This is a genomic window from Winogradskyella sediminis, from assembly GCF_003387355.1.
GTDB lineage: Bacteria > Bacteroidota > Bacteroidia > Flavobacteriales > Flavobacteriaceae > Winogradskyella > Winogradskyella sediminis.
Genome location: NZ_QUNH01000001.1, coordinates 226,311 through 251,925 on the forward strand (window position 1 = coordinate 226,311; position 25,615 = coordinate 251,925).

General features: G+C 35.1%; 18 protein-coding genes and 1 tRNA gene. 7 read left to right on the forward strand and 12 right to left on the reverse strand.

The window, feature by feature from the left end:
- The 5 genes from C8N41_RS00995 to C8N41_RS01015 all read right to left on the reverse strand — a co-directional run bounded on the left by C8N41_RS00995 (position 1) and on the right by C8N41_RS01015 (position 7,583).
- A complete protein-coding gene (locus tag C8N41_RS00995) occupies positions 1-561 on the reverse strand; it encodes a c-type cytochrome (protein ID WP_244266657.1) in 561 nt (186 codons plus the stop codon).
- A gap of 1 nt (position 562) precedes the next feature.
- Positions 563-1,102, reverse strand: a complete 540-nt coding sequence (locus C8N41_RS01000; RefSeq protein ID WP_115837836.1) for a DUF3341 domain-containing protein — start codon at positions 1,100-1,102, stop codon at positions 563-565.
- A gap of 8 nt (positions 1,103-1,110) precedes the next feature.
- Entirely contained in the window at positions 1,111-2,844 is a 1,734-nt protein-coding gene (gene nrfD / locus C8N41_RS01005; protein WP_115837838.1) for an NrfD/PsrC family molybdoenzyme membrane anchor subunit, read from the reverse strand.
- A 27-nt stretch (positions 2,845-2,871) separates the two neighbouring features.
- A complete protein-coding gene (locus C8N41_RS01010) occupies positions 2,872-6,147 on the reverse strand; it encodes a TAT-variant-translocated molybdopterin oxidoreductase (protein ID WP_092446536.1) in 3,276 nt (1,091 codons plus the stop codon).
- Between the two features lie 149 nt (positions 6,148-6,296).
- A complete protein-coding gene (locus tag C8N41_RS01015; protein WP_115838756.1) occupies positions 6,297-7,583 on the reverse strand; it encodes a c-type cytochrome in 1,287 nt (428 codons plus the stop codon).
- Between the two features lie 298 nt (positions 7,584-7,881).
- Here C8N41_RS01015 and C8N41_RS01020 point away from each other — a divergent pair, with 298 nt between their 5' ends.
- Positions 7,882-8,262, forward strand: a complete 381-nt coding sequence (locus C8N41_RS01020) for an SPOR domain-containing protein (RefSeq protein ID WP_092446535.1) — start codon at positions 7,882-7,884, stop codon at positions 8,260-8,262.
- Positions 8,263-8,335: 73 nt separating this feature from the next.
- Here C8N41_RS01020 and infB read toward each other — a convergent pair whose 3' ends face one another.
- From infB to rimP, 3 genes are all read right to left on the reverse strand, one after another.
- Positions 8,336-11,128 (reverse strand): translation initiation factor IF-2, encoded by a 2,793-nt coding sequence (gene infB / locus C8N41_RS01025; protein WP_115837840.1) that lies wholly within the window; start codon positions 11,126-11,128, stop codon positions 8,336-8,338.
- Between the two features lie 117 nt (positions 11,129-11,245).
- Positions 11,246-12,478, reverse strand: a complete 1,233-nt coding sequence (gene nusA / locus C8N41_RS01030) for a transcription termination factor NusA (RefSeq protein WP_092446533.1) — start codon at positions 12,476-12,478, stop codon at positions 11,246-11,248.
- A 12-nt stretch (positions 12,479-12,490) separates the two neighbouring features.
- On the reverse strand, positions 12,491-12,955 hold the full coding sequence (gene rimP / locus C8N41_RS01035) for a ribosome assembly cofactor RimP (protein ID WP_092446532.1): 465 nt from the start codon (positions 12,953-12,955) through the stop codon (positions 12,491-12,493).
- Positions 12,956-13,108: 153 nt separating this feature from the next.
- Between rimP and C8N41_RS01040 the strand changes: the two genes are divergently transcribed.
- Positions 13,109-13,933: a universal stress protein gene (locus tag C8N41_RS01040; RefSeq protein WP_092446531.1), complete on the forward strand. Its 825-nt coding sequence runs from the start codon at positions 13,109-13,111 to the stop codon at positions 13,931-13,933.
- 206 nt (positions 13,934-14,139) lie between these two features.
- On the opposite strand, the gene C8N41_RS01045 is transcribed toward C8N41_RS01040, so the two are convergent.
- A tRNA-Gln gene (locus C8N41_RS01045) sits at positions 14,140-14,216 on the reverse strand.
- 151 nt (positions 14,217-14,367) lie between these two features.
- On the opposite strand from C8N41_RS01045, the gene C8N41_RS01050 reads away from it, so the two are divergent.
- Both C8N41_RS01050 and C8N41_RS01055 read left to right on the forward strand, forming a co-directional pair.
- Complete coding sequence (locus tag C8N41_RS01050) at positions 14,368-17,766, forward strand: glycosyltransferase family 117 protein (RefSeq protein WP_115837842.1); 3,399 nt, start codon at positions 14,368-14,370, stop codon at positions 17,764-17,766.
- Positions 17,766-18,476 carry a polysaccharide deacetylase family protein gene (locus C8N41_RS01055; RefSeq protein ID WP_317124565.1) on the forward strand — a complete coding sequence of 237 codons (711 nt, stop codon included), beginning with the start codon at positions 17,766-17,768 and terminating at the stop codon, positions 18,474-18,476. Before C8N41_RS01050 ends, C8N41_RS01055 begins: the two co-directional genes overlap by 1 nt.
- 5 nt (positions 18,477-18,481) lie before the next feature.
- Here C8N41_RS01055 and C8N41_RS01060 read toward each other — a convergent pair whose 3' ends face one another.
- Both C8N41_RS01060 and C8N41_RS01065 read right to left on the reverse strand, forming a co-directional pair.
- Entirely contained in the window at positions 18,482-18,778 is a 297-nt protein-coding gene (locus C8N41_RS01060) for a thioredoxin family protein (RefSeq protein WP_092446528.1), read from the reverse strand.
- A gap of 101 nt (positions 18,779-18,879) precedes the next feature.
- Positions 18,880-20,109, reverse strand: a complete 1,230-nt coding sequence (locus C8N41_RS01065) for a metallophosphoesterase (RefSeq protein WP_092446527.1) — start codon at positions 20,107-20,109, stop codon at positions 18,880-18,882.
- 300 nt (positions 20,110-20,409) lie between these two features.
- On the opposite strand from C8N41_RS01065, the gene C8N41_RS01070 reads away from it, so the two are divergent.
- Positions 20,410-22,080 carry an MFS transporter gene (locus C8N41_RS01070; RefSeq protein WP_115837846.1) on the forward strand — a complete coding sequence of 557 codons (1,671 nt, stop codon included), beginning with the start codon at positions 20,410-20,412 and terminating at the stop codon, positions 22,078-22,080.
- A 45-nt stretch (positions 22,081-22,125) separates the two neighbouring features.
- Entirely contained in the window at positions 22,126-23,136 is a 1,011-nt protein-coding gene (locus C8N41_RS01075) for a N(4)-(beta-N-acetylglucosaminyl)-L-asparaginase (protein ID WP_115837848.1), read from the forward strand.
- Here C8N41_RS01075 and C8N41_RS01080 read toward each other — a convergent pair.
- Positions 23,133-24,545 carry an aldehyde dehydrogenase family protein gene (locus tag C8N41_RS01080; protein ID WP_115837850.1) on the reverse strand — a complete coding sequence of 471 codons (1,413 nt, stop codon included), beginning with the start codon at positions 24,543-24,545 and terminating at the stop codon, positions 23,133-23,135. The two genes, C8N41_RS01075 and C8N41_RS01080, sit on opposite strands and share 4 nt — an antisense overlap.
- A gap of 277 nt (positions 24,546-24,822) precedes the next feature.
- On the opposite strand from C8N41_RS01080, the gene C8N41_RS01085 reads away from it, so the two are divergent.
- Positions 24,823-25,083: a hypothetical protein gene (locus tag C8N41_RS01085; RefSeq protein WP_092446523.1), complete on the forward strand. Its 261-nt coding sequence runs from the start codon at positions 24,823-24,825 to the stop codon at positions 25,081-25,083.
- Positions 25,084-25,615: the final 532 nt, after the last annotated feature.

The following is a 25,615-nucleotide window of genomic DNA, read 5'->3' on the forward strand; positions in this document are numbered from 1 at the left end:
TTACTTTTCTAAATCTGCTTTAAGCTTCTCAACATAAGCAACTACTTGCCAACGTTCTTCTTCATTCAATTGGTTGGCATAAGAACCCATGGTATTTTTCCCATAATAAAGTGTATGGTAAATACTACCCGTAGTAATTGCTCTACCTACATCATCATAACTAGGTACACCCAATATCTTTTCACGTTGTACTAACTTTCCTTTACCATCACCTTTGTTACCGTGGCAAATACCACAATAAATTCCGTATAACTCACCACCTCTGTCATAATCTATTTCAGAAGCATCTAACGGATTCGTTAAATTAGCTTTAGCGTACATAAAACCTTCAGTTGTATTATCAATTTCAAAAGGCATAAAATCTCCTCTAGGTATTGTTCCTTCAGCAGGCAATTGTGCTTCTACACCATTTCCAAAAGCATCTGATTCTTGATAAGCTTCATAACCAACCGATTCGTACATGTTTGGCATGTATTGATAGTTTGGCCTAGAGTTCTTTTGGCAAGACATAAAGCTAACCAACACTACTATTACTGCAATATATTTTGTGGCTGTCTTCATATTAATGTGCATCTTCATCTTTATCAACTATGTTTATCTCAACTGCACCTGTATCTTTCAAAAGGTTAGTTAATGATTCTTCGTTATTATGAACTGCGATTTCCATTAAGAAATGGTCGTCTGTAGTTCGTGGATCTGGGTTCTCTGCTTTCTTAAATGGCCACATTCTACTTCTTAAGTAAAATGTAATTACCATCAAGTGCGCAGCAAAAAACACTGTTAATTCAAACATAATCGGCACAAAGGCAGGCATGTTTTCTAAATAACTGAAACTTGGTTTACCACCAATATCTTGCGGCCAATCTTCAATCATTATAAAGTTCATCATTAGCGTTGCAACCGATATACCAACACAACCATATAAAAATGCTGTTATTGCTAAACGTGTTGGTGCTAATCCCATTGCCTTATCTAGTCCGTGGACAGGAAAAGGTGTGTATATCTCTTCAATGTGATGCTTTTCTGCCTTTACTGTTTTAACAGCAGACATTAATACATCGTCATCGGTATAAATAGCATGAATTACTTTCGAAGCTTCCATAGACTATATTAGTTGTTTAATAGGTTTTTAGCTTGTCCTGACCAATCATCACGTTCTGCTCTTCCTGGGAAAGAACCTGTAATTTCATCTAACAAGTCATATTCTCTTTTTGTCATTTTACTTACTTGTGCATAAGTAAAGATACCAATGTTATTAAGTACTTCTTCCATTTTTGGGCCAATACCACTAATAACTTTTAAGTCATCAGCTGTTTGTATTGAGGGATCAAATCTACCAATACCCTCTAATAGATTACCCAATTTCTCAGTGTTATCTTGAAGCGGTTTTGAAGCCGTAGTTTCTTCTGGAATCTTAAAGTTTGAAGTTCTTGCATCTGCACCAGTGCCAGAAAGTGACTCTCCACTTTCTCTAATACGTTTGTAACGCTCTCCTGAAGATTTCAATATTGTTTTCACTTCTGCTTGTGCAATCACTGGGAATGTACGCGCATATAATAAAAATAGTACAAAGAAGAAACCAATGGTTCCGATGAAAATTCCAATATCAACGAATGTTGGTGAAAACATCGTCCAAGATGATGGTAGATAATCTCTATGTAATGATGTTACAATAATTACAAAACGCTCAAACCACATACCAATGTTTACCACGATAGAGATAAAGAATGAGAACATAATACTCGTTCTAAGTTTCTTAAACCACATAAACTGAGGCGAAAATACATTACAAGACATCATTGCCCAATAAGCCCACCAATAAGGTCCAGTTGCTCTGTTTAAGAAAGCAAATTGCTCGTATTCTACACCAGAGTACCATGCAATAAATAACTCAGTAATATAAGCCACACCAACGATAGAACCTGTAAGCATAATTACGATGTTCATTAACTCGATGTGTTGTACTGTAATATAATCTTCAAGGTTACACACTTTTCTCATAATAATAAGAAGCGTGTTTACCATTGCAAATCCAGAGAAAATTGCACCAGCTACGAAGTAAGGAGGGAAAATGGTAGTATGCCATCCCGGAACTATAGAGGTTGCGAAATCAAAAGATACAATAGTGTGCACTGAAAGTACTAATGGTGTTGCTAAACCGGCAAGTACTAAAGATACTTCTTCAAAACGTTGCCAATCTTTTGCTCTACCTGACCAACCGAAACTCACTAAAGCATATATTTTCTTTTGAAAAGGTCTAACAGCTCTATCTCTTAACATAGCGAAATCTGGTAATAAACCTGTCCACCAAAATACTAGTGATACTGATAAATACGTTGAAATCGCAAATACATCCCAAAGTAATGGTGAGTTAAAGTTAACCCATAATGATCCAAATTGATTAGGAATTGGTAATACCCAATATGCTAACCATGGACGACCCATGTGTATAATTGGAAATAAACCTGCTTGTACAACAGAGAAGATGGTCATGGCTTCCGCAGAACGGTTAATTGCCATTCTCCATTTTTGACGGAATAATAATAGTACTGCAGAAATCAGTGTTCCTGCGTGACCTATACCAACCCACCAAACGAAGTTAGTAATATCCCAAGCCCAGTTTACAGTCTTGTTCAGACCCCAAACTCCAATACCAGTAGATACTGTATAAATAATACAACCTATTCCCCAAAGGAATGCGACCAAAGCTATACTGAAAACAATCCACCATGCTTTGTTTGCTTTGCCTTCAACTGGTCTTGCTACATCTACAGTAACATCGTGATACGATTTTTCGCCAGTAACTAAAGGTCTTCTAATAGGTGCTTCGTAATGAGACGCCATAATTATATACTTGTTTCTTAATTTAATTTATGCTTTTGATGTATTTCTCACTTTAGTATGGTACATAACATTTGGTTTTGTACCTACGTATTCTAATAAATGATACATACGATCGTCCTTTTTCAATGCTGAGACTTTACTGTCTTTGTCATTAACATCACCGAATACCATAGCTCCGTTTCCACATGCCGCAGAACAAGCTGTTTGGAATTCTCCATCTTTAACAGGACGTCCCTCACGCTTAGCATCAAGAATTGTTTTTTGTGTTTTTTGAATACACATAGAACATTTTTCCATAACACCACGAGAACGTACTACAACATCTGGGTTTAATACCATACGACCTAAATCGTCATTCATGTAATAGTCAAATTCGTCATTCTTGTTATACAAGAACCAGTTGAATCGACGTACTTTATAAGGACAATTGTTTGCACAGTATCTTGTACCTACACAACGGTTATAAGCCATGTGATTTTGACCTTGACGACCATGTGCTGTCGCCGCAACCGGACAAACTGTTTCACAAGGTGCGTGGTTACAGTGCTGACACATTACCGGTTGGAAAACCACTTGTGGATTATCAGCAGGTTCTTCTAATCTTGCAAAAGTAGATAGTGAACCATCACTATCTCTATCACCAAACATATAGTTACCTAAGCCAAGTCCATCTGTAGCTTCTTTTTCTTCAATATCTTCACTGAAAGTATCTTGGTGAGAATAGTAACGGTCAATACGCAACCAATGCATATCCCTACTCCGTCTCATTTCAGACTTACCAACTACTGGTACATTGTTTTCTGCGTGACATGCTATTACACATGCTCCACAACCTGTACAAGCGTTTAAGTCTATGGATAAGTTGAAGTGATGTCCGATAGAACGATCAAATTCATCCCATAAATCAACCTCAGGTGAGGTGACAGGAGTTTCAATATGATTAAGTGAAACTTGTGGAACAGCATTCCAATATTTCTTATCTTTTGTATTAAATACCTCTAATGTCGTTTCTTTAATGATATCACCACGACCCATTAAGGTATTGTGTAATTGTACACAAGCAAATTCATGCTCACCAGCAACTTTACTAATCGTTACTTCTTGTACCGCATTAAAGTTTTGATATAACGGATACGCATTAACGCCCGTTTTCATTTCATCTTTAAGTGCCTTAGAAGTTCTTCCGTAACCAAATGCCATCCCAACAGAACCTTTAGCTTGTCCTGGTTGAATTAACACCGGCACTTTAGAGACTGTTACACCATTTACGGTAACGTCTACATAACTTCCATTCAGGCCACCATTAGCAACATTTTCATTTACCAATCCATATGCTTTGGCATCTGCCTGAGATACGGTAATATAATTATCCCATGACGCTCTAGTAATAGGATCAGGAAATTCTTGTAACCAAGGGTTATTGGCCTGTTGACCATCACCCATACCTACTTTAGTGTAGAGTGATAACTCTAAGTTACCTTCCTTTGCAGAAGCTGCTAAAGCTCTTGCCGCAGTACCTCCGGTTAAAATAGCAGATGTATCTACTCCATTGTTTACCGTACTTGTTGTAGTTGTTGTTTTATAGACGTCTTTATCCTCGTCTTTAATACCAACACCGACTGCAACATCATGGATAACCCCACCTAAAAATGTTCTATCTTTTTTATCTTGTAATTCTGATGTAGATGTCGTTGTTGTTGAAGAAGAACTAGATTGACTAGATCCTGAAACAAAGACTCCATCTTGAACTGCTTTATTAAATGAAGCTCCATTTAATATGCTCTTAGTCCATACAGATTTTAAGTAATCTCTATACGACCCAGACGTCTCTGTCCAACTCATTAATACTTCTTGAAACTGCTTGGTATCAAACAATGGACGAATTGTAGGTTGCATCATTGAATAATGCCCTGTTTTCAATTCGAAATCACCCCAAGATTCTAAATTGTGAGGAGTAGCTGCAATGTATTGACAATTTGATGCTGTTTCGTCTTCTTTCATCGAAAAGGCAACCGACAATGCTGTCTTATCCAAACCTTCTTTAAAATCTGATGCATTTGGCAAGGTGTACATAGGATTTACACCATTCATAATGATGGCTCCAACCTTACCAGCTTTCATATCAGCTACTAATTTTGCAACGGCTTCATTACTACCTTGTCTTATTTTAATTGTTGTATCAGGATCGAAAGCTCTGCTTCTTAAGTGCTCATTAATTTCTAAAACGGTAGTCTGCGCATTTACATCTTGTATACCTGAAACTACAACACCATTACGACCAGCCTGACTTAATTCTTTAGCAGCAGCCTTAACAGCTTTATCCAAACCTTCTGGTAACGATCCTGGTAATGCTACACCTGTTACATAACTATAAAGTTTAGCAAGTGCTAATTTTTGTTGACTTGGAGTTAACGGTACACGCTTATCTGCATTTGCCCCTGACAATGACATATTAGACTCAAATTGAATGTGTCTAGACATTTTACCATTGGTTGGCACACGTTTTTTCGCATAAGCCGATTCAAAACCTCCACCTTGCCAATCTCCTAAGAAATCAGCACCAACAGAAACAATAGTCATCGCTTTAGAAAAATCGTAATTAGCCATACCTCTTGTGCCGTACTTGGCTTGATATGCATCTAAGGTTGCAGATTCTGAAACTGCATCGTAAGATACATGACTTACGTTTCCGTATTTAGCTTTAAATTCAGCTATAAGTTTATTCGTTGATGGACTTGGCATAGACTGTGTTAACAACACAATTTGCTTTCCATTTAGTTCTTTTAATTTAGAAGTTGTTTCCGACAAGAAAGCGTCCCAAGAAATGGCAGATCCACCTTTCATTGGTGACTTCACTCTAAGATTATCATACAACCCTAAAACTGACGCATTAACTCTGGCATTAGCGATACCATTAGATGCCGCATCCGTGTTATTTTCAATTTTAATTGGCCTTCCCTCTCTCGTCTTCACTAAAACACTCGCAAAATCAAAACCATCTGCAATCGTTGTTGCATAATAATTAGCAACACCAGGAATAATTTCTGTTGGTTGCACAATATAAGGAATGGATTTAATCACGGGTCCTTCACATGCTGCTAATGAGGCAGCGGCAGTACTAAAACCAACGTATTTTAAGAAATCACGACGCGATGTAGATGAAGATTCTAAAGACTCTTTATCTCCCAAAAATTCATCTGTAGGAATTTCTTCCACAAATTCATTTTGTTGAAGCGCCTCAACAATAGAGCTATTTTCGTTTAGCTCTTCAACACTTTTCCAGTATTTCTTGTTTGATGACATAGTGTTTATTTATAATTTTCGATTTTCGAATTTAAAATTAAAGCCTTTAAAACTCTAACCAATCCAATCTAAATATTTAACTCTTTAATTTTAATGTTTGTGCTCTTTAACGTCTTTTCTATTAACTCTAGAAAATTACGAAAATGAGTTTAGTAATGACACTTACCACATTCTAAACCACCCATTTGCGCTACTGTTAATTGCTCAACACCATACTTTTTAGATAATTCTTCGTGAATCTTAGTGTAATATTCGTTATCCTTAACTTTTACATTTGTTTCTCTGTGACAGTTAATACACCATCCCATCGTCAATGGAGAATGCTGGTACATAATTTCCATCTCTTCAACAGGTCCATGACATGTCTGGCATTCTATACCACCAACTTCTACGTGTTGCGAGTGGTTAAAATAAGCAAAGTCTGGTAAGTTGTGAATACGAATCCATTTTACAGGTTTTGAATCACCTGTATAACCCGTACCATCCCATCCTACTGCATCGTATAATTTTTGAATTTCCGCATTATAATCCACACCGTATTCATTTCCTTCAGCTAACGTTTCAGGTGCTACCTCTGAAATTGATTTATGACAATTCATACAAACATTTAAAGAAGGAATACCTGAAGTCTTACTTACTCTTGCAGAAGAGTGACAGTATTTACAATCGATACCATTATCACCTGCGTGAATTCTGTGAGAATAATGAATAGGTTGTACCGGCTCGTAACCTTGATCAACACCTACTTGCATAAAATAGCCATACACAAAATAACCACTAGCCAACAAAAAGATAATTGCTGTAACTAAAACCAAAAATTGATTTTGAACAAATGCCTTCCATAATGGCGTTCTTTTTTCTTGGCTTGCAACAACTTCAATATCCTTCGCCTTAGCAAATCGATTTAAAGTACGGTTAACTAAAACTAATGCAATTGCCAGTAGCGCAAACAATAATGCTAATGCACCAAGAATTAAATCATTTGAAATCCCTCCTTGTTGCACTGGTCCACCTTGAGGTACTTCTGCAACAACTGGTTCCGGTGCCGGAGCAGCAGTATAAGCTAAAATATCAGAAATATTCTGATCACTCAGTTGAGGAAACGGAGTCATCGGAGTCCCATTATACTCGTTAAAGATCTTGTTAGCATAATCATCACCAGCTTTTATTAGCGATGAGCTATTTCTAATCCATGCGTTTAACCATTCTCTATCTAAACCTTGCTCATCAGCTAATCTAGCTTCTACGTTACGTAAAGCTGGACCCGTCATAGGCTTATCTAACTTGTGACATGCGGCACAATTAGAATTAAAGAGCGATTTTCCATTTACTGGATCACCTTCTTGAGCTGTAAGGGAGGTTGAAAAAGAAAGCAATAGAACAAGACAAAGACTAAAAATCTTTGAGGTTAAACTACAGTAAATCACCTGTTTCATATTATAAGTTGGATTATCTTCTAAACTTTGGTACGATTTTTTCATTAAAAAAGTGAAAAAAGATGTTTATAAAAACTCTGGCAAAAGTAACATTTAAAGTCGATTTTGAAAATCTTAGAGAAGTGTTAATAGATAATTTATACTAATTCTAAATAATGTTTTTAAAATTTATTGTGAGAATATTCGTTCCTTATTTATCGACGTCTTGAAGCGCAATTGTTTACAATAGAAATGGCGTTAAAAATATTTTTTTACGGTTAATTTGAATACTCTACCTTTGTCTAATAATTTTGAACTTATGAAATTAAAAACTAAAAATTTTGCTCTTTTATTGGCTGGCTTCGGTCTATCTGTTGCCTTGCACGCACAAGAAGGAGTCGTTAATGTCACACAAGATAGCGACATTGACAAACTACTTGAGTATAAAAAGGATATTAAAACCACTAAAGTGTATAAAATTCAGGTCTACCAAAGTATTGATATCGATAAAGCGCAGCGAGAAAAAGAAAATTTCTTAAATACTTATGATGAATGGCCAACAGAGATCATATGGAATACACCAAATTACAAGGTTTGGGTTGGTAATTTTGCGTCTAGACTGGAAGCCGATAGAGCTTTAGTTAAGATTAAAAAGAATTATATGTACGCTAATATTCTTCAACCTAAGACCGAAAAATAAATACCTAATGCTATGCTATAAAAAAAACCGACAATGGCTTGTCGGTTTTTTTGTTCTATAATAGTTAAATTTATTACTTCAACTTTTTCTTTACTTCTACTTCTTGGAAAGCTTCTATAACATCGCCTTGAGCAATGTCGTTATAGCCTTTAATTTGCATACCACAATCATAACCTTTAGAGACTTCTTTTACATCATCTTTAAAGCGTTTTAATGCAGCTAATTCACCTGTATGAACAACCACACCATCTCTAATGATTCGGATACCAGAGTTTCGGTAAATCTTACCATTCATTACCATACAACCAGCAATGTTTCCTACTTTAGAAACCTTAAATATCTCTCTAATCTCTGCTGTACCTGTCACTTCTTCTTTAACTTCTGGTGACAACATACCTTCCATAGCATCCTTAAGATCATTAATTGCTGCATAGATAATAGAATAGGTTCTGATATCAATTTCTTCTTTATCAGCAATCATTCTTGCGTTTCCGACAGGTCGTACGTTAAATCCAACAATAATAGCGTCAGAAGCTGTGGCTAACAACACATCACTTTCTGTGATGGCACCAACACCTTTGTGTATAATATTAACCTGAATTTCTTCGGTAGATAATTTTTGGAATGAATCCGTTAAGGCTTCAACAGAACCATCTACATCACCTTTAAGAATAATATTTAACTCTTGGAAATCACCAAGTGCAATACGTCTTCCAATTTCATCTAGAGTAATATGACGTTGTGTTCTAACCGATTGCTCTCGTTGTAATTGTGCACGTTTGGTAGCAATTTGTTTCGCTTCACGTTCATCTGCAAAGACATTAAACTTATCACCTGCTTGTGGTGCTCCATCTAAACCAAGAATAGAAACAGGTGTTGCAGGGCCAGCGCCTTTAACATCTTGGCCTCGCTCATCTTGCATAGCTTTTACTTTACCACTATTCTTACCTGCTAAAACATAATCACCAACTCTTAAAGTACCTGCTTGTACTAAAATAGTGGATACATATCCTCTACCTTTATCTAAATATGCTTCTACTACAGTTCCACTAGCCGCTTTATTAGGATTGGCTTTTAATTCTAATAGTTCAGCTTCTAATAATACTTTTTCTAATAGTTCTTGAACACCTGTTCCTTTTTTAGCAGAAATATCATGAGATTGAATTTTTCCTCCCCAATCCTCTACTAAAAGATTCATTTGTGCCAATTGTTCTTTAACCTTTTCAGGATTGGCGTCTGGCTTATCAATTTTATTAATCGCAAATACAATTGGTACTCCTGCAGCTTGAGCGTGAGAAATAGCCTCTTTAGTTTGCGGCATTATAGCATCATCTGCTGCAACAACAATAATAGCAATATCAGTAACTTGGGCACCACGCGCACGCATCGCTGTAAAGGCTTCGTGACCTGGTGTATCTAGGAATGCTATTTTTTGACCATTTTCTAGTTGTACACCATAGGCACCAATGTGCTGTGTAATACCTCCAGATTCACCTGCAATCACATTTTCTTTTCGAATATAATCTAATAACGAGGTTTTACCGTGATCTACGTGACCCATTACGGTTACGATAGGTGCTCTTTCTACTAAGTCTTTAGGATCGTCTTCTACAACGACTATAGACTCTTCGATATCCGCTTTAATAAATTCAACATCGAAACCGAATTCTTCAGCAACAATAGTTAAAGTTTCTGCATCTAATCTCTGGTTCATGGTTACCATCATACCTAGAGACATACATGCCGAAATCACCTGAGTTACTCCAACTTCCATCATGGTTGCCATTTCACTTACAGTTACAAACTCAGTTACCTTAATGGTTTTACTTTCTGCTGCTGCAATTTCTTGATCAATTTCCGATTGTTGACGGTGTTGATCTCTCTTATCTCTACGGTATTTAGCTCCTTTACCTTTATTAGATTTACCCTGAAGCTTTTCTAAAGTTTCACGGATTTGTTTTTGAACATCCTCTTCACTTGGCTCTTCTTTAACCACTTTAGGTCTTGTAGAATTACCTCTTCCTTTTCCTCCTCCTCTTCTATTATCGAAGTTAGGTTTCCCTGAGCTATCGTTTCCTGTTTTACTAATACGACGTCTTTTACGTTTATTAGCATCACCTGATGATTTTGAAGCTTCAGTTTTCTTCTTCTTAGGTTTATTAAACTGAGATAAATCAATCTTTTTACCTGTAGTTACAGGACCTGTCAGTTTTTTATACTGTGTTTTAAGCGTTTCTTCTACTGGCGCACTCGGAGTTTCAGTAGTGTCTTCTTTCTTGGAAGTTACCTTTGGTTTTGCTTTTTCAGTTTTTTCAACCTTCTCAGCCTTTTCAACCTTCTCGGTTTTTTCTACTTTTTCAACCTTCGCTGGCTTTTCTGTTTTTTCAGTCTCCTTTGGTTTTTCAACTTTAGGTGCTTCCTTTGGCACTTCAGACTTTACCTCAGGTTGTTCAGCTTTAGGTTCTTCCTTAACTTCTGGAGCTTTAGGTTCCTCTTTCTTTTCAGCTTTAGGTTTTTTGTCTAAGTCAATTTTACCAACTTGTTTTGGTCCACTTAACTCAGCTTTAGCCTTAACTACGGCATCCCTTTCAGCTTTTTGCTTTTGCTTCTCTTCAATTTCACGTTCTCGTTGTTCGCGAAGCTCTTCTTTTTCCTTAAGTTTTGCTTCACTTACTTCTTGAGCTTTTTCACGCTTAGATGCATCTGTCTGAAATTCATCAGAAAGCGTATTGTAAACCTCTAGCGAAATTTTAGTATTAGGACTCTTCTCAATTTCGATGCCTTTGGATTCTAAAAAATCCACAGCACGATCTATTGAGATGTTTAATTCCCTTAATACTTTGTTTAATCTTGTTGTTTGAGCCATAAACTGCCTGTAAAATACTTAAATATATTATATATTAATTTTAAATTAAAATTAATATGATACCAACTTAAATTTAAAAATGAAATATTTCAAATCATTTTAAAAAATATTTTGATATTATTCTTCAAATTCTTCTCTTAGAATCGCAATGACGTCTAAGATGGTTTCTTCTTCTAAATCTGTACGCTTCACTAAATCAGCTACATCTTGTTCTAAAATACTCTTTGCTGTATCTAATCCAGCCTTGCTAAATTCAGAAATTACCCAACCTTCAATTTCGTCAGAGAATTCTTTTAATTCCACATCTTCTTCTGCACCTTCTCTAAATACATCAATTTCGTAACCGGTTAACTGACCCGCTAAACGAATATTATGACCACCTCTACCAATGGCTTTTGAAACTTCTTCTGGTTTTAATAACACCTCAGCACGCATGTTTTCTTCATCTAACTTTAAAGATGTTACTCTTGCTGGACTTAATGCTCTTGTTACAAAAAGTTGAATGTTATTAGTGTAATTAATAACGTCAATGTTTTCGTTTCCTAGCTCACGGACAATACCATGAATTCTAGACCCCTTCATACCAACACAAGCTCCTACTGGATCAATTCTATCATCGTATGAATCTACAGCAACTTTTGCTTTTTCACCAGGAATACGCACTACTTTTTTAACTGTAATTAAACCATCGAAAACTTCTGGTATTTCTTGTTCAAATAATTTTTCAAGAAATATAGGAGATGTTCTTGACATTACAATGGCAGGCTTACTTCCTTTTAATTCTACACTTTCAATAATTCCTCTTACGTTTTCTCCTTTTCTAAAGAAATCTGAAGGAATTTGTTTGTCTTTTGGAAGTATAATTTCATTACCATCATCATCTAACAAAATGATTGCTCTATGACGAATGTGGTGTACTTCTGCTGTATAAATCTCACCTTCAAGCTCTTTAAAGTGCTTATAGATGTTAGTATTATCGTGTTCGTGAATCTTAGAAATTAAATTCTGTCTTAATGCTAAGATAGAACGTCTTCCAAGATCTATTAACTTTACTTCTTCTGCAACGTCTTCACCAACTTCAAAATCTGGTTCTATTTTTTGTGCTTCAGACAATTCAATTTCTTGATTTGGTTCCTCTACTTCACCATCTGCAACAACGATACGGTTTCTCCAAATTTCTAAATCTCCCTTATCTGGGTTTATAATGATATCAAAGTTATCGTCATCACCATACTTCTTCTTCAATGCATTACGTAATACATCCTCAAGAATCGCCATTAGCGTAACTCTATCTATTAATTTGTCGTCTTTAAATTCTGAAAATGACTCAATTAACGCTACATTTTCCATAATTGATATGAATTAAAATTTTATTTTAACTTTTGCTTCTTTAATATTGTCAAAAGCAATAGTTGCTGTTTTAGCTACTGTTACTTTTCCTTTCCCTACGGGTTTTGGCTCTCTAGCTTTCCAGCTTAATACGACACCTTCATCGTTTACTTCGGTGAGTTCGCCTTCTAAATTTTGCTGATCTAAAGTCTTTACTTCTAAATTTCTACCAATATGCTTATTGTACTGCCTTGGTAAAACTAACGGAGATGCTGCACCTGATGATAACACTTCTAGAGAAAAATCGTGTTCTTCTCGATCGATATGATGTTCAATGGCTCTGCTGATAAACATACAGTCCTCTACTAAGACACCATTATCACCATCAATCACAATTTTTATTGCATTATCTCCAGACATGGTAAAGTCTATTAAGAACAGATCTTGCCTTTCTTCTAATGCCGTTTGTAATAAGTCTTCTACTATTTTCTTAAACATTTCTTGATATAAAAAGAGAGGACTTTTCGTCCTCTCGCTTATTCATTTTTAGTAAATAACGGTGCAAATATACGACTTTTATATTAAATTACCCAAGCTATGTAATGTGGATTTATTTTCTTAAATTTAGAAAGACTAAATAAACCCATAAATATGAATAAAATACTAGTTCCGACAGATTTTTCTGAACAAGCAGAAAATGCTCTAAAAGTTGCTGCTATGCTCGCTAGAACATACAATGCAGAAATTTATTTACTGCATATGATGGAAATTCCGATGCAACATTCAGATCCTGGACAAGCAAAAAGTGATATTCCTGAAACTTTATTTTTTATGAACTTGGCTCGAAAAAGATTTGAAAATCTTATAGCTCAAGACTACCTAAAAGATATCACCGTCCATGAAACCGTAAAAACCGATATCACTTTTAATGAAATAAAAGACTCTTGCAAAGAGTTTGACATTGACATGATTGTAATGGGGTCTCATGGCGCAACAGGCATGATGGAAATGTTTGTAGGTTCTAATGCAGAAAAAGTAGTAAGATCTTCTGAGGTGCCAGTTTTAGTTATCAAAAATGAACATCAAACTTTTAAGGTTAATAATTTTGTATTTGCTTCAGATTTTCAAAACGACAATAAAGAAACCTATAAACAAGCTGTAAAATTTGCAAAAGCTTTTGGGTCAAAAATCCATTTATTGCTCGTCATTACCTCAAGTAACTTTATGACCTCTTACGAAGCCAAGACACGTATTAATGATTTTATTTCTGGAATTGACTATGATAATTATACAATTACCATTCACAATGACTATACTGTAGAACAAGGCATCTTAAACGTTTCTAAAGACATAAACGCAGACCTCATAGGTATTAGTACTCATGGCCGACAAGGTATTGCGCATTTCTTTAATGGCAGTATAAGTGAAGACATTGTAAACCACGCTAAGCGACCTGTAATTACATTTAAAATATAGAACATCAAATTTTTCATGCGTTTTTCAAGCATATATTAACATAAAAAAAATCGCAAATATAAATCCTAATCAATATTGATTAGGATTTTCATTTTAAAACCAATAAAACTTAGGCAAGAGCTCTTTATAGATTAACGCTAAAACGTTATGCATGTGCTATAAAACAAAAAAAATCCTAATTCGAATACGAATTAGGATTTAAACTTTGGTTGGCCTACTAGGTTTCGAACCTAGACTCTTCTGTACCAAAAACAGATGTGTTAGCCAGTTACACCATAGGCCAATCTCTCATTTTGAGGGTGCAAATTTAATACAAAGTTTCACTTTCGCAAAAAAAATCAGGAAAATTTTTTAAAATACTTAACGTTAACTTAAAAATGTAGACTTTTAGGTATTAATTAGTAAATTCGCGAGCACTAATTAGCAACGTTTTCATGAAAGATTTCAACTTTAAAAAGTGGAACAACATCTTAGGATGGTTTGTTTTTACAGTAGCAGTTATAGTATACGGCCTTACTATAGAACCAACCGTTAGCTTTTGGGATGCTGGTGAATATATTTTAACCTCATCCAAACTACAAGTAGGACACCCACCAGGAGCACCATTATTTCAAATGTTTGGTGCATTTTTCTCTACGTTTGCTTTAGAACCGTCACAAATTGGTGCTATTATGAATATGATGAGTGGTGTTGCAAGTGCATTTACCATTCTGTTTATGTTTTGGACCATCAGTCTTCTACTGGTAAAGCTTACCAAATATAATGAAGACAAAGATACTGGCAAAGCTTATGCTATTTTAGGTAGCGCCTTAGTTGGAAGCTTAGCATTTACGTTTACTGATTCGTTTTGGTTTAATGCTGTAGAGACCGAAGTGTATGCCATGGCAACACTTATAATGGCTGTTTTATTCTATCTTGGATTGCGTTGGGAACGCGACATGAATCAACCAAGAGGCAACCGTTGGTTAATCCTTATCGCTTTTGTAATTGGCTTATCTTTTGGAGTTCACTTTATGGGACTATTGACAATTCCTGCCATAGGGTTACTTTATTATTTTAAAAATTATAAAACTATAACAGTTAAGAATTTTATTATTGCCAATATTGCTTCTGCAGCAATTTTATTGTTCATATTCAAATTGTTATTACCATCTACCTTAAAACTCTTTGGATATTTAGAAGTGTTTTTTGTAAATTCAATAGGGCTACCTTTTAACTCAGGTACCATTATTACTGGTATAATGGTTATTGCGTTATTTTATTTTGGTCTGAATTATACGCGCAAAAATGGCATGAAACACGCCAATACTTTAGTATTGTGCTTAATGTTTATTTTTATTGGCTTCTCTTCTTGGATGATGCTCCCTATTAGAGCAAATGCACAAGTTGTAATTAATGAAAATAACCCATCGGATGCGAGAGAGCTTTTAGCGTATTATAATCTAGAGCAATATCCTGAAACCCATTTATTTTATGGTCCCTTGTTTACGGAAGTGTACTCTGGTGCCGATAAAGATGAACCGTTTATAGATGATAAAAAGAACTACGAACGCGACGAGGAGGCTGGCAAATACATTATTATAAACGATTGGGAAAAAAGTAAGCAAAACTACAACCATGAACACGCATCTATACTGCCGCGAATGTGGAGCGCAGAACATGCAGAAAACTATATGATGTTCACAGGTTTAATTGACTTTAAGGTAGATCCTAGTCTACAAACCCGTGCATACAATGAAGCACTTAACGCTGGTTTAACCGAACAGCAAGCTGCACAATATGCACTTGGAGAAAAACAACAATTTGATGAGCTCATCAACGACTTCAAAATGCGTGTTGCTAATGGTGAAATTGATTACGATGGTTATAACCAGTTTTTAAAGCGCTATGGCCAGCAATACCTTATTATTGAGAAACCTTCATTTTTGGATAACATAGTGTACATGTTTCAATACCAATTTGGGTACATGTACTGGCGTTATTTTATGTGGAATTTTACAGGGAGACAAGATGATATCCAAGGACGATATACCCACAAAAATGGAAATTGGATTTCTGGTATCGATTGGATTGATGCATTACACATTGGTATATCGCAAGACAATCTGCCAACAGACGTCCTTGAAAATAAAGCAAGAAACACCTATTACTTCTTACCTTTAATTTTAGGATTAACAGGGTTCTTCTTCTTAATGTATTCCGACTTAAAACGTTTTTGGGTTCTATTAGTTTTCTTTTTACTAACAGGCTTAGCTATTCAATTCTACACTAATGTAAGACCTTTTGAACCTCGAGAACGTGACTATTCTGTAGTAGGATCTTTCTATGTTTTTGCAATTTGGATTGGTTTTGGGGTCTACGCCATTTACCACCTCATTAGTTCTAGCATTAAAACTAAAATCCTAGCACCAGTAATTACTTTAGTCTGCATAGTTCTAGTTCCTGGTATATTGGTTGCAAATAACTGGGATGACCATGATCGCTCTGGGAAGTATACCACAAATTCTATGGCACGAAAATACCTAGAATCTTGTGCTCCAAATGCCATTCTTTTTACCATTGGAGATAATGATACCTTCCCACTATGGTATTTACAAGAAATCGAAGGAGTACGTACCGATGTGCGTGTCGTAAACACCAGTTTATTTCAAACGGATTGGTACATTGACCAAATGAAACGAAAGGCTTATGACAGTGATCCAATCCCTTCGCAACTTACACACAAACAGTATAGAGGTGGCACAAGAGATGTCATTATTAGAAGAGAAATCACAAATGACACTTTATCCATTCAAGATTTTATGGATTTTATATCTAGTGAAAAGCCAAGTACAAAATTCAAATTTGTAGTTGAAAGACAAGGTGAAGATCCTAGTCAATATCCAAAGCATTTATTAAATTCTAATTATTTTCCAACTCGCAATATTAGTATCCCTGTCAATAAAGAGATAGTATTAAAGAATGGAATTGTGAAGCCTAAAGACGCTGATAAAATTGAAGATAATCTTTATACACAAATTGGTGGCAGCTACCTATATAAAAACCGTCTTTTAATGTTAGATATTATTGCTAACAATAATTGGGAACGTCCAATATATTTTACTGGTGGTGCTTTTGGAGCTGAAGATTATGTATGGTTAAAAGACTATTTACAACTCGATGGTATGTGCTATAAGCTGGTACCAATTAAAACACCAGTAGATAAAGCAAACCCTTATGATATGGGACGCGTAGACCCAGAGCTGATGTACAATATGGTGAAGAACTGGAAATGGGGAGGCAGTGGAGAAGATATCTACTACGATATTGAAACCAGAAGAAATGGTATTACTTACAGAGGCAATTTAGCACGCTTAATAGAACAACTTATCAATGAAGATGAATTAGAAAAAGCCGAAGACATAGCGGATATCGCAATGGAAAAAATGCCAGTGGATAAATTTGGCTTCTATTCCTTACTAGAACCATATGTAAGTGCTTATTACGAAATAGGCAATGTGGAAAAAGGGCGCGCATTATACAAAGATGTTGCTAAAAAATACCAAGAAAATTTAGTCTATTACAGTAGCCTTTCATTAAAGAACCAAGAACGTTTAGTTGGTGAAGACATCTACTTAGACATTCAGCGCTATAGAGCTTTAATCGATATTTTAGTCATCTATAATGATAAAGAGTTTGCTTTAGAAGAAACCCAAAAGTTTAATAGCTATTTAAGCTTATTCGACGAGCTTATGAATCGATATAACGATGCCGAATTACCAGAAGTTCCAGAAGATATGGACCTACAGGAAATGACAAAGGATACTATAGATTTATTAGCACCAGAAAATTAATGATGAAGATTATTCCAGCTAAAACTCCCGACTTTGTTAAAACATTGTTCCCTAGTTTTATCTGGAATATCGATACAAACAACAAAGTCTTATATCTCACTTTTGACGATGGCCCAACTCCCGATATTACAGATTGGGTTATAAGCACATTACAAGAGTACAATGCCAAAGCAACCTTCTTTTGTATAGGGAAAAACATAAAAAAACATCCAAAGCTTTTTCAACAAATTATGGCCAATGGGCACTCCATAGGAAATCACACCTATAGTCATTTAAAAGGTTGGAAGACTAAAACTAAAGCTTATATTGAGAGTGTTGAAAAAACGCAACAACTTATCGATACCATTTTCCACAATCATTATCCTAAGAATATTGACCGCAACTCTAACCAAGCCTCTGGTTCTAACGTAAAATTATTTCGTCCTCCATATGGAAAATTCAAACCCAAACAAAGTAGTAAACTGCAAGGATTAGACTATCAAATTATTTTGTGGGATGTATTATCTTATGACTGGGACACATCGGTCTCTGCAAAAACCTGCCTTAAAAACATTACGTCTTCGGCAAAAGAAGGTAGTATTATCGTATTTCACGACAGTGTAAAAGCCTCACGAAATTTAAAATATGCACTTCCTAAAGTCTTAAAACATTATAGTCAAATGGGCTTTCGTTTCAAGGGTCTTAACGTCTCTAAAATAACATATATATAAATTGACTAAACGTATTCTTGAATAATGGCAATAATGGTATTAGCATCTTGCTCTCCACTATGCCTCCATTTCATCTCCCCATTTTTGTAGATAATTAACGTTGGCAACGCCTTAACGCGTAAAGCTTCCGCGAGTTCTCTGTTTTTATCTACATCTATCTTAATTACTTTTGCTTTATCACCTAAGGCAGCCGCCACATCTCTTAATATAGGATGCATCGCTATAGAATGATTGTCTCTTTCGGTATAAAAATCCAAAAGTACTGGTATTTCAACATCTATTATTTCCCCAAATTTTGACATAGGTTGTAGTTTTAGTCAAATATATAAGTACAACAAATTTATAAATCCTTAATCGCTACAAATTAGGTACTCATATCATAAAAATAAGCATTTCTTTACAATTACGCACTTTTCGACCCTTTTTTGAGTTCGATCACTGTAATTTCGGGCCAAATCCCTACACGTCCTGGGTATCCTAAATAGCCAAAACCTCTATTGACATTAATGTACTGTCCTAACTCGGTATAAATTCCGGCCCACTGCTTATACCTCCATTTCGCAGGACTCCATTTTATCCAACCCGGAATTTCAATTCCAAACTGCATACCATGTGTATGACCACTTAACGTTAAGTGATAGTGATAAGGATCATTGAGCACTTTAGCTTCCCAATGACTCGGATCGTGCGTCATTAATATTTTAAAGTCATCAGATTTTATTTTTGCCGAAGCCTTTTGTAAATCACCAGCCTTTTTAAAACCTCCTTTTCCCCAGTTTTCTACTCCGACTAACGCCAACCGCTGACCATCTTTTTCGAGATAGCGACTATCGTTTAATAACAAATCGAAACCAATATCTTTTTGTATGGCTTTTAATTCCTCTAGATTTTGAGCTTTTTCTTCAGGTGAATTCCAATCGACATAATCTCCATAATCATGATTTCCCAATACAGAAAACTTACCATCCTTAGCTTTCAATCTTCCAAAGGTATCTAACCAAGGTAACATTTCAGAAGCTTTGTTATTCACCATATCACCTGTAAATAAAAGCACATCAGATTTCTGTTCATTAATTAAATCTATGGCATATTCAATTTTATCTTGATTATCGAAACTACCTGAATGAATATCACTGATTTGAGTTATTCTATAACCATCAAAAGCGTCTGGCAAATCCTCAAAATGTAAGGTGTAATTAAGAACTCTAAAATTATATTTGCCTTGAAACATACCATACAACAATGAAGACAATGGTATAGCAGCAATACCTAATGCCACCTGACTCACAAATTTTCGACGAGAGGGCATATAAAACACCTCTTTTTTAATCACAAATTTATCGTAAAGGCTTATAATCCCTCTAATAATATCTTCGCCAATTAAAAACGGTAACAAGACTAAATTAAAAGCCATAAAAGCCAATAGAAATCCAAAAGCAAAACTCTTTGCTGTCGTCAACACACGTCCTTCACTAGTGGCCAAAAACTGATATATAAAATTCCCAACCACTAAAATAGCGATACCAAAAAACAGATAATAAACCCAAGTCTGCTTAGTTACAGTTCTCACAGCTTGAAATCCATAAATTGTAATAATTACAAATAGAATGGCAAATAGTATCCAACGAATCATTATAGTGGTGTTTTGAATTTACAAATTTAAGGATATGACGAATGTCTTATCTTATGAAAGTGTTAAAGGTTATATAATCACTAATTTAAGAACTGTAATAAGTCTTTTTTATCTGTAATGTCAAGTAAAGAAATTTCTATCTTTTTAAATATCTTAGTAGTACACTTTGGTCTCATCATTTAGCAGCTTAGCCGCCAACGATGCTTCGTAATTAATATGATTATTATAGGTCTATAATTAGGAATCTGTGATTTAATTAAAAAAATAATATAGATTTGTTTCAATAATTAAATAATTAATATGAACAATTCCAATAACAAATCTGCCTTAGCTACGTTATGCACAGTCTTCTTTTTCTGGGGATTTATAGCTGCTTCAAATAGCGTTTTTATTCCGTTCTGTAAAACCTATTTTAACATTGATCAATTTCAATCGCAATTAGTAGATTTTGCCTTTTATGGCGCCTATTACATTGGTGCACTTTCTCTATTTGTTATGTCTAGTGCTATTAAACGTGACATTTTAAATAATTGGGGTTACAAAAACGGAATTGTTTATGGTCTGTTATTATCTGCCATTGGTGCGTTTATAATGTTTCCGGCTACGGCTGGTGCAGAGCAAGGACAAACAGACGTGTTTTACTTGGTACTCATTGCATTTTTTATCGTGGCATTAGGGTTTTCATTACAACAAACAGCTGCAAATCCGTTTACTGTAGCGCTTGGCGACCCTAAGACGGGCTCGCATCGCTTAAATTTAACTGGTGGTATAAATTCCTTCGGCACAACTATTGGTCCAATTGTAGTCAGTTTAGCTATTTTCGGAACAGCTTCATGGTCTACAGATCAATTAGCTGAAAAGATTAACAGTAATGAGATTACACTAATTACAGTCCAAGTTTTATACTTGTGCGTGGGTGCCCTATTTTTAATTGCAGCAGCATTATTTCATTTTTCAAAAAAACTACCCGCACTTAAATCCGAAACAGCATTTGAACCAGCTAATAAAGCACGAAACTTATTAATTATACTCACTTTAGTTATTGTAGGTTGCTTCGGTTATATTTTTAGTACGTATTCAGGAAATGCTATTTCAACAGAAGACATAGAACACACAAGATTGATTATTTTATTTTTAGCGTTGCTCGCTGTTGTTGCCACAGTTTTTGTAGCCAACTCTAGTGCGGCTAAAAACCCTGATGGTTGGGGTGCCATGAAATACCCACAACTTGTACTAGGCATGCTAGCGATATTTACTTATGTTGGCGTAGAGGTCACTATAGGAAGTAATCTCGGTGAACTTTTAAAACAAGGTGTTGCAAATACAGGTTTAAATACCATTGGTTTACCGGTTTTAAATGATTCGGAATTAGGAAAGTATATATCCATGTATTGGGGAGGATTGATGATTGGACGTTGGGTTGGAGCTATAACCGTATTTAATCCGAGTAAAGGGTTAAAAAAGATATTATTAATTATCGTTCCTTATGTAGCATTCGCGGTGATTATTTTAGCAAATTTGGTTAAATACAGTTTTACGATAAACGAAATTCTATTCTTTGCCATTTGTATTGCAGTTCAAATTGGTGGCTTTTTCTTGGCTAAAGATAATCCTGTGAGAACCCTAAAAATATTTAGTTTATTAGGAATTATCGGAATGCTTATTGGACTATTTAGTTCTGGCAACTTAGCATTATTTGCATTCTTGTCTGGCGGTCTGTTTTGTTCTATTATGTGGCCTTGTATTTTTACATTGAGCATTGCGGGTTTAGGAAAATACACGTCTCAAGGTTCTGCGTTTTTAATTATGATGATTTTAGGTGGTGCAATTATACCACCTGTTCAAGGAAAATTGGCTGATGTCTTTAATATACAGTCCTCGTATTGGATGGCTGTGGCTTGTTTTGGTTATTTATTATTTTATGCCTACCGTACCAAAACAGTATTAGACAAACAAGGAGTGACGTATTAATAAATAAGATTTCCGTTTTTCACGGAAACGAAAAAACAATTTTCGATGAAACGAAGAGATTTTATAAAAAACACGTCGTTAACAGGCTTGGGTTTTGCCGTTGGCAATGCTCTAGTTAATTCTAATGAGGACATCGCTAAAACACATAAAGCACAAAACCACAATGCTGCATCTAATTCATATGGCTTACCTCTAGTTGTTGCCACTTGGCATGTTAAAAATGCAACAGCCAAAGCGATGGAGATCTTACAGGCTGGAGGAAATGCGTTGGATGCCGTAGAACAAGGCTGCAGAATTGAAGAAGCCGATGCTAAAGGACAAACTGTGGGTAAAGGCGGCTTACCAGATCGTGATGGTAATGTCACTCTAGATGCCAGTATTATGGATAAAGATGGTAACTGTGGCTCGGTAGTATATCTTCAAAATATTACACATGCCGTTTCGGTCGCCAGAAAAGTTATGGAAGACACACCACATGTAATGCTTGCCGGAGAAGGAGCAAAACAGTTTGCTATTTCTAAAGGTTTTGAACCCGAAAATTTATTAACAGAAGCATCTAAAAACGCCTGGCAAAAATGGAAAGTTAAAGCCCAATACCAACCTATTATTAATATTGAAAATCACGATACAATTGGAATGTTAGCCATTGATAAAAATGGTGATATTTCTGGCGCTTGCACAACAAGTGGACTTGCATATAAAATGGGAGGACGCGTAGGCGATTCTCCAATTATAGGTTCAGGATTATTTATAGATAATGAAATAGGCGGCTGTGTCGCCACAGGTTTAGGCGAAGAAGTTGTAAAAACCGTTGGTAGTTTTTTAGTGGTTGAATTAATGCGCCAAGGGAAAACACCGCAACAAGCCTGTGAAGAGGCGATTAGAAGAATTGTTACTAAACCCAATAGTAATTATAAAAATTTTCAAGTGGGTTATGTTGCCGTTAATAAAAAGGGAGAAACAGGATACTATTCAATTCATCAGTATTTTAGTGTAACTAAATATCAAGATGGAGTGAATGTGCAAATTCAATCAGATTATTTCAATAAGGCTTAAAACCACTTAATCGTCAATCGTGCTAGCTTTTCCTTAAAACCACTATACGGCGGAAACAACAATTCAGTCACTCCAAATGTATGTTGTTTTAGTACCGAGCGTTCATTACTAAAGGCTTTAAAACCGTGAAATCCATGGCTCTTTCCAATGCCACTATTGTTAACTCCACCAAATGGTAAATTATGATTGGCGTAATGGAGCACGCTGTTATTAATACAGGTACCTCCTGCCCTAGTGTTATTTATAATCGTATTTATATTCGCTTTACTTTTACTATAGATATAAAGCGCTAATGGTCTTGGTTTAGAATTAATATAAGCTATAGCCATATCTAAACTTGTATACGTAACTATGGGTAAGATGGGACCAAAAATTTCGTCCTCTAATAATTTTGCTTCAGGTTTTAAATCTGAAATAATTGTAGGTGCTATGTATTTTGATACACGATCCGTTTTGCCTCCGACTTCAAATTTAGCATTTAAGGTTTTTGCATTTTCTAAATACGAACTTAAACGTTCAAAATGTTTGTCTGTAACGATTCTACCATAAGAATCCGATGCTTTCGGATTATCGTTATAAAACGCTTGGAGCCATTTTTTACAAGATGAAATAAATTCAGTTTTTACACTTTCATCTATCAAAACATAATCTGGTGAAACACAGATCTGACCACAGTTTAAAAATTTTGCCCACATTGTTTTCTTAGCGGCTTTATCGATGTTTGCCGTTTTATCAACTATTGTTGGCGACTTACCACCCAATTCTAAGGTAACTGAAGCTAAATGTTGCGATGCAGCTTTCATCACTATTTTTCCAACATGTGGCGAACCCGTAAAAAAGATATGATTAAAAGGTAATTTTAACAATTCAGTTGAAACCTCAACTTCACCTTGTACTAAGGCGACGTGATCTTCATTAAAGACATCACCAATAAGGCTTGCCATAATTTTTGACGAATGTGGAGTCATCTCAGAGGGTTTAATAATAACCGTATTACCAGCAGCAATTGCCGAAATCAAAGGTCCAAAGGTGAGATTGAAAGGAAAATTCCAAGGAGAAATAATTAAACAGACTCCTTTAGGTTCGTACTTTATATACGCACTAGAACCTAATAATGCTAGAGGTGTCTCTACTTGTTGTTTGCGCATCCATTGACGCAGATGCTTTTTTGCATATTTTATATCTCCAATGATGGCATAGATTTCAGTGAGCTCAGTTTCTACAACAGGCTTCCCTAAGTCTTTACGTAAAGCTTCTTGAATTTGGACTCTATAGGTTTCTTCTATAGCTACCTGAAGTTTATTTAACGTTTTAAGGCGTTCTTTATAACTGCGACTTCCTATTGCATATTGATTTAGCTTCTGTTTAGAAAACAATTCATAATACCGGTTACTACTAAAATCATCCATAATTAATTCTTTATTTACAAGTGTTTCAAGCTTATTTCGTGCATTTCGTCGATAAAATTTATCGTAAAGTGTTTTTTATCTTAATAAAAATGTCATTCAACTTCTTTATCAACGTATTTAAAGGGATACGAGCGCATTTTATGTATTTCATCGATGGTTTTTACTAGCGTTTACCACTTAACAGTTTATCGATATACTTTATCTAAAAATTTTATGTACGCTAAATATCTTGTGTTTCTTTGACTCGAAGTTAAAACAAAAATAGTTTCTTACGATTATGAAAAAAGGTTTATTCATCATATTATTTTTAACAATGTCTTTAGCAAGTTTCGCACAGCAAGACGTTATCGTTAACAATGAAAAAGAAGTTATAGAAACCTCTAAAACCGTAAAATCTGAATCTAGCGATGCTGCTATTTCTTCTGAAATTAAAGCTAAGGTTTTAAAAATGAATCGTAAAAAAAACACCGAAATTATCAGTATAAAAACCTTTAGAAAAAGTCTTCAAATTAGAGTAAAGACTGTAAAGCTTTGTTAGTTACACATAAAAAATGCTATTAACCATATATAACGCTATTAACCATATATTGTTAAAAAAAAGCCGAAACTTGAGTTTCGGCTTTTTGTTTTTATAAGACTACATTAGCATTTGCGTTAATTTATTATTCCAACCTTCAATTATTACAGCATATTTCTTTTAAAAAACTGCTCCAAAGTATTAAAATTCTAGCTTTAGAATCACCATACTTTTTACTACGATTTCTGATCTTCTAAATAACCATTGATAATGAAGTTATGAATAAAAGCTCCGTTTATAAAATTACGAATAGCTTTTGAAATAACCGCTTTAGTTTTCGTAATTTGCAGGCTATTGGTTTACTTAAATCAAGTAACGCTATTCTACTGTCATTTCGAGCGCAGTCGAGAACTTAAAACCTTTTGTTTAATGAGCTTTCGACCACATTCAAAGTGACATTAATTTTCAAATTAACGCAATATCATTTTTTGTTTAGGTTAGCTTACATGAAAAATGATGATTTTTTTAGATAATGCGAGAAAGAAAAATTGAA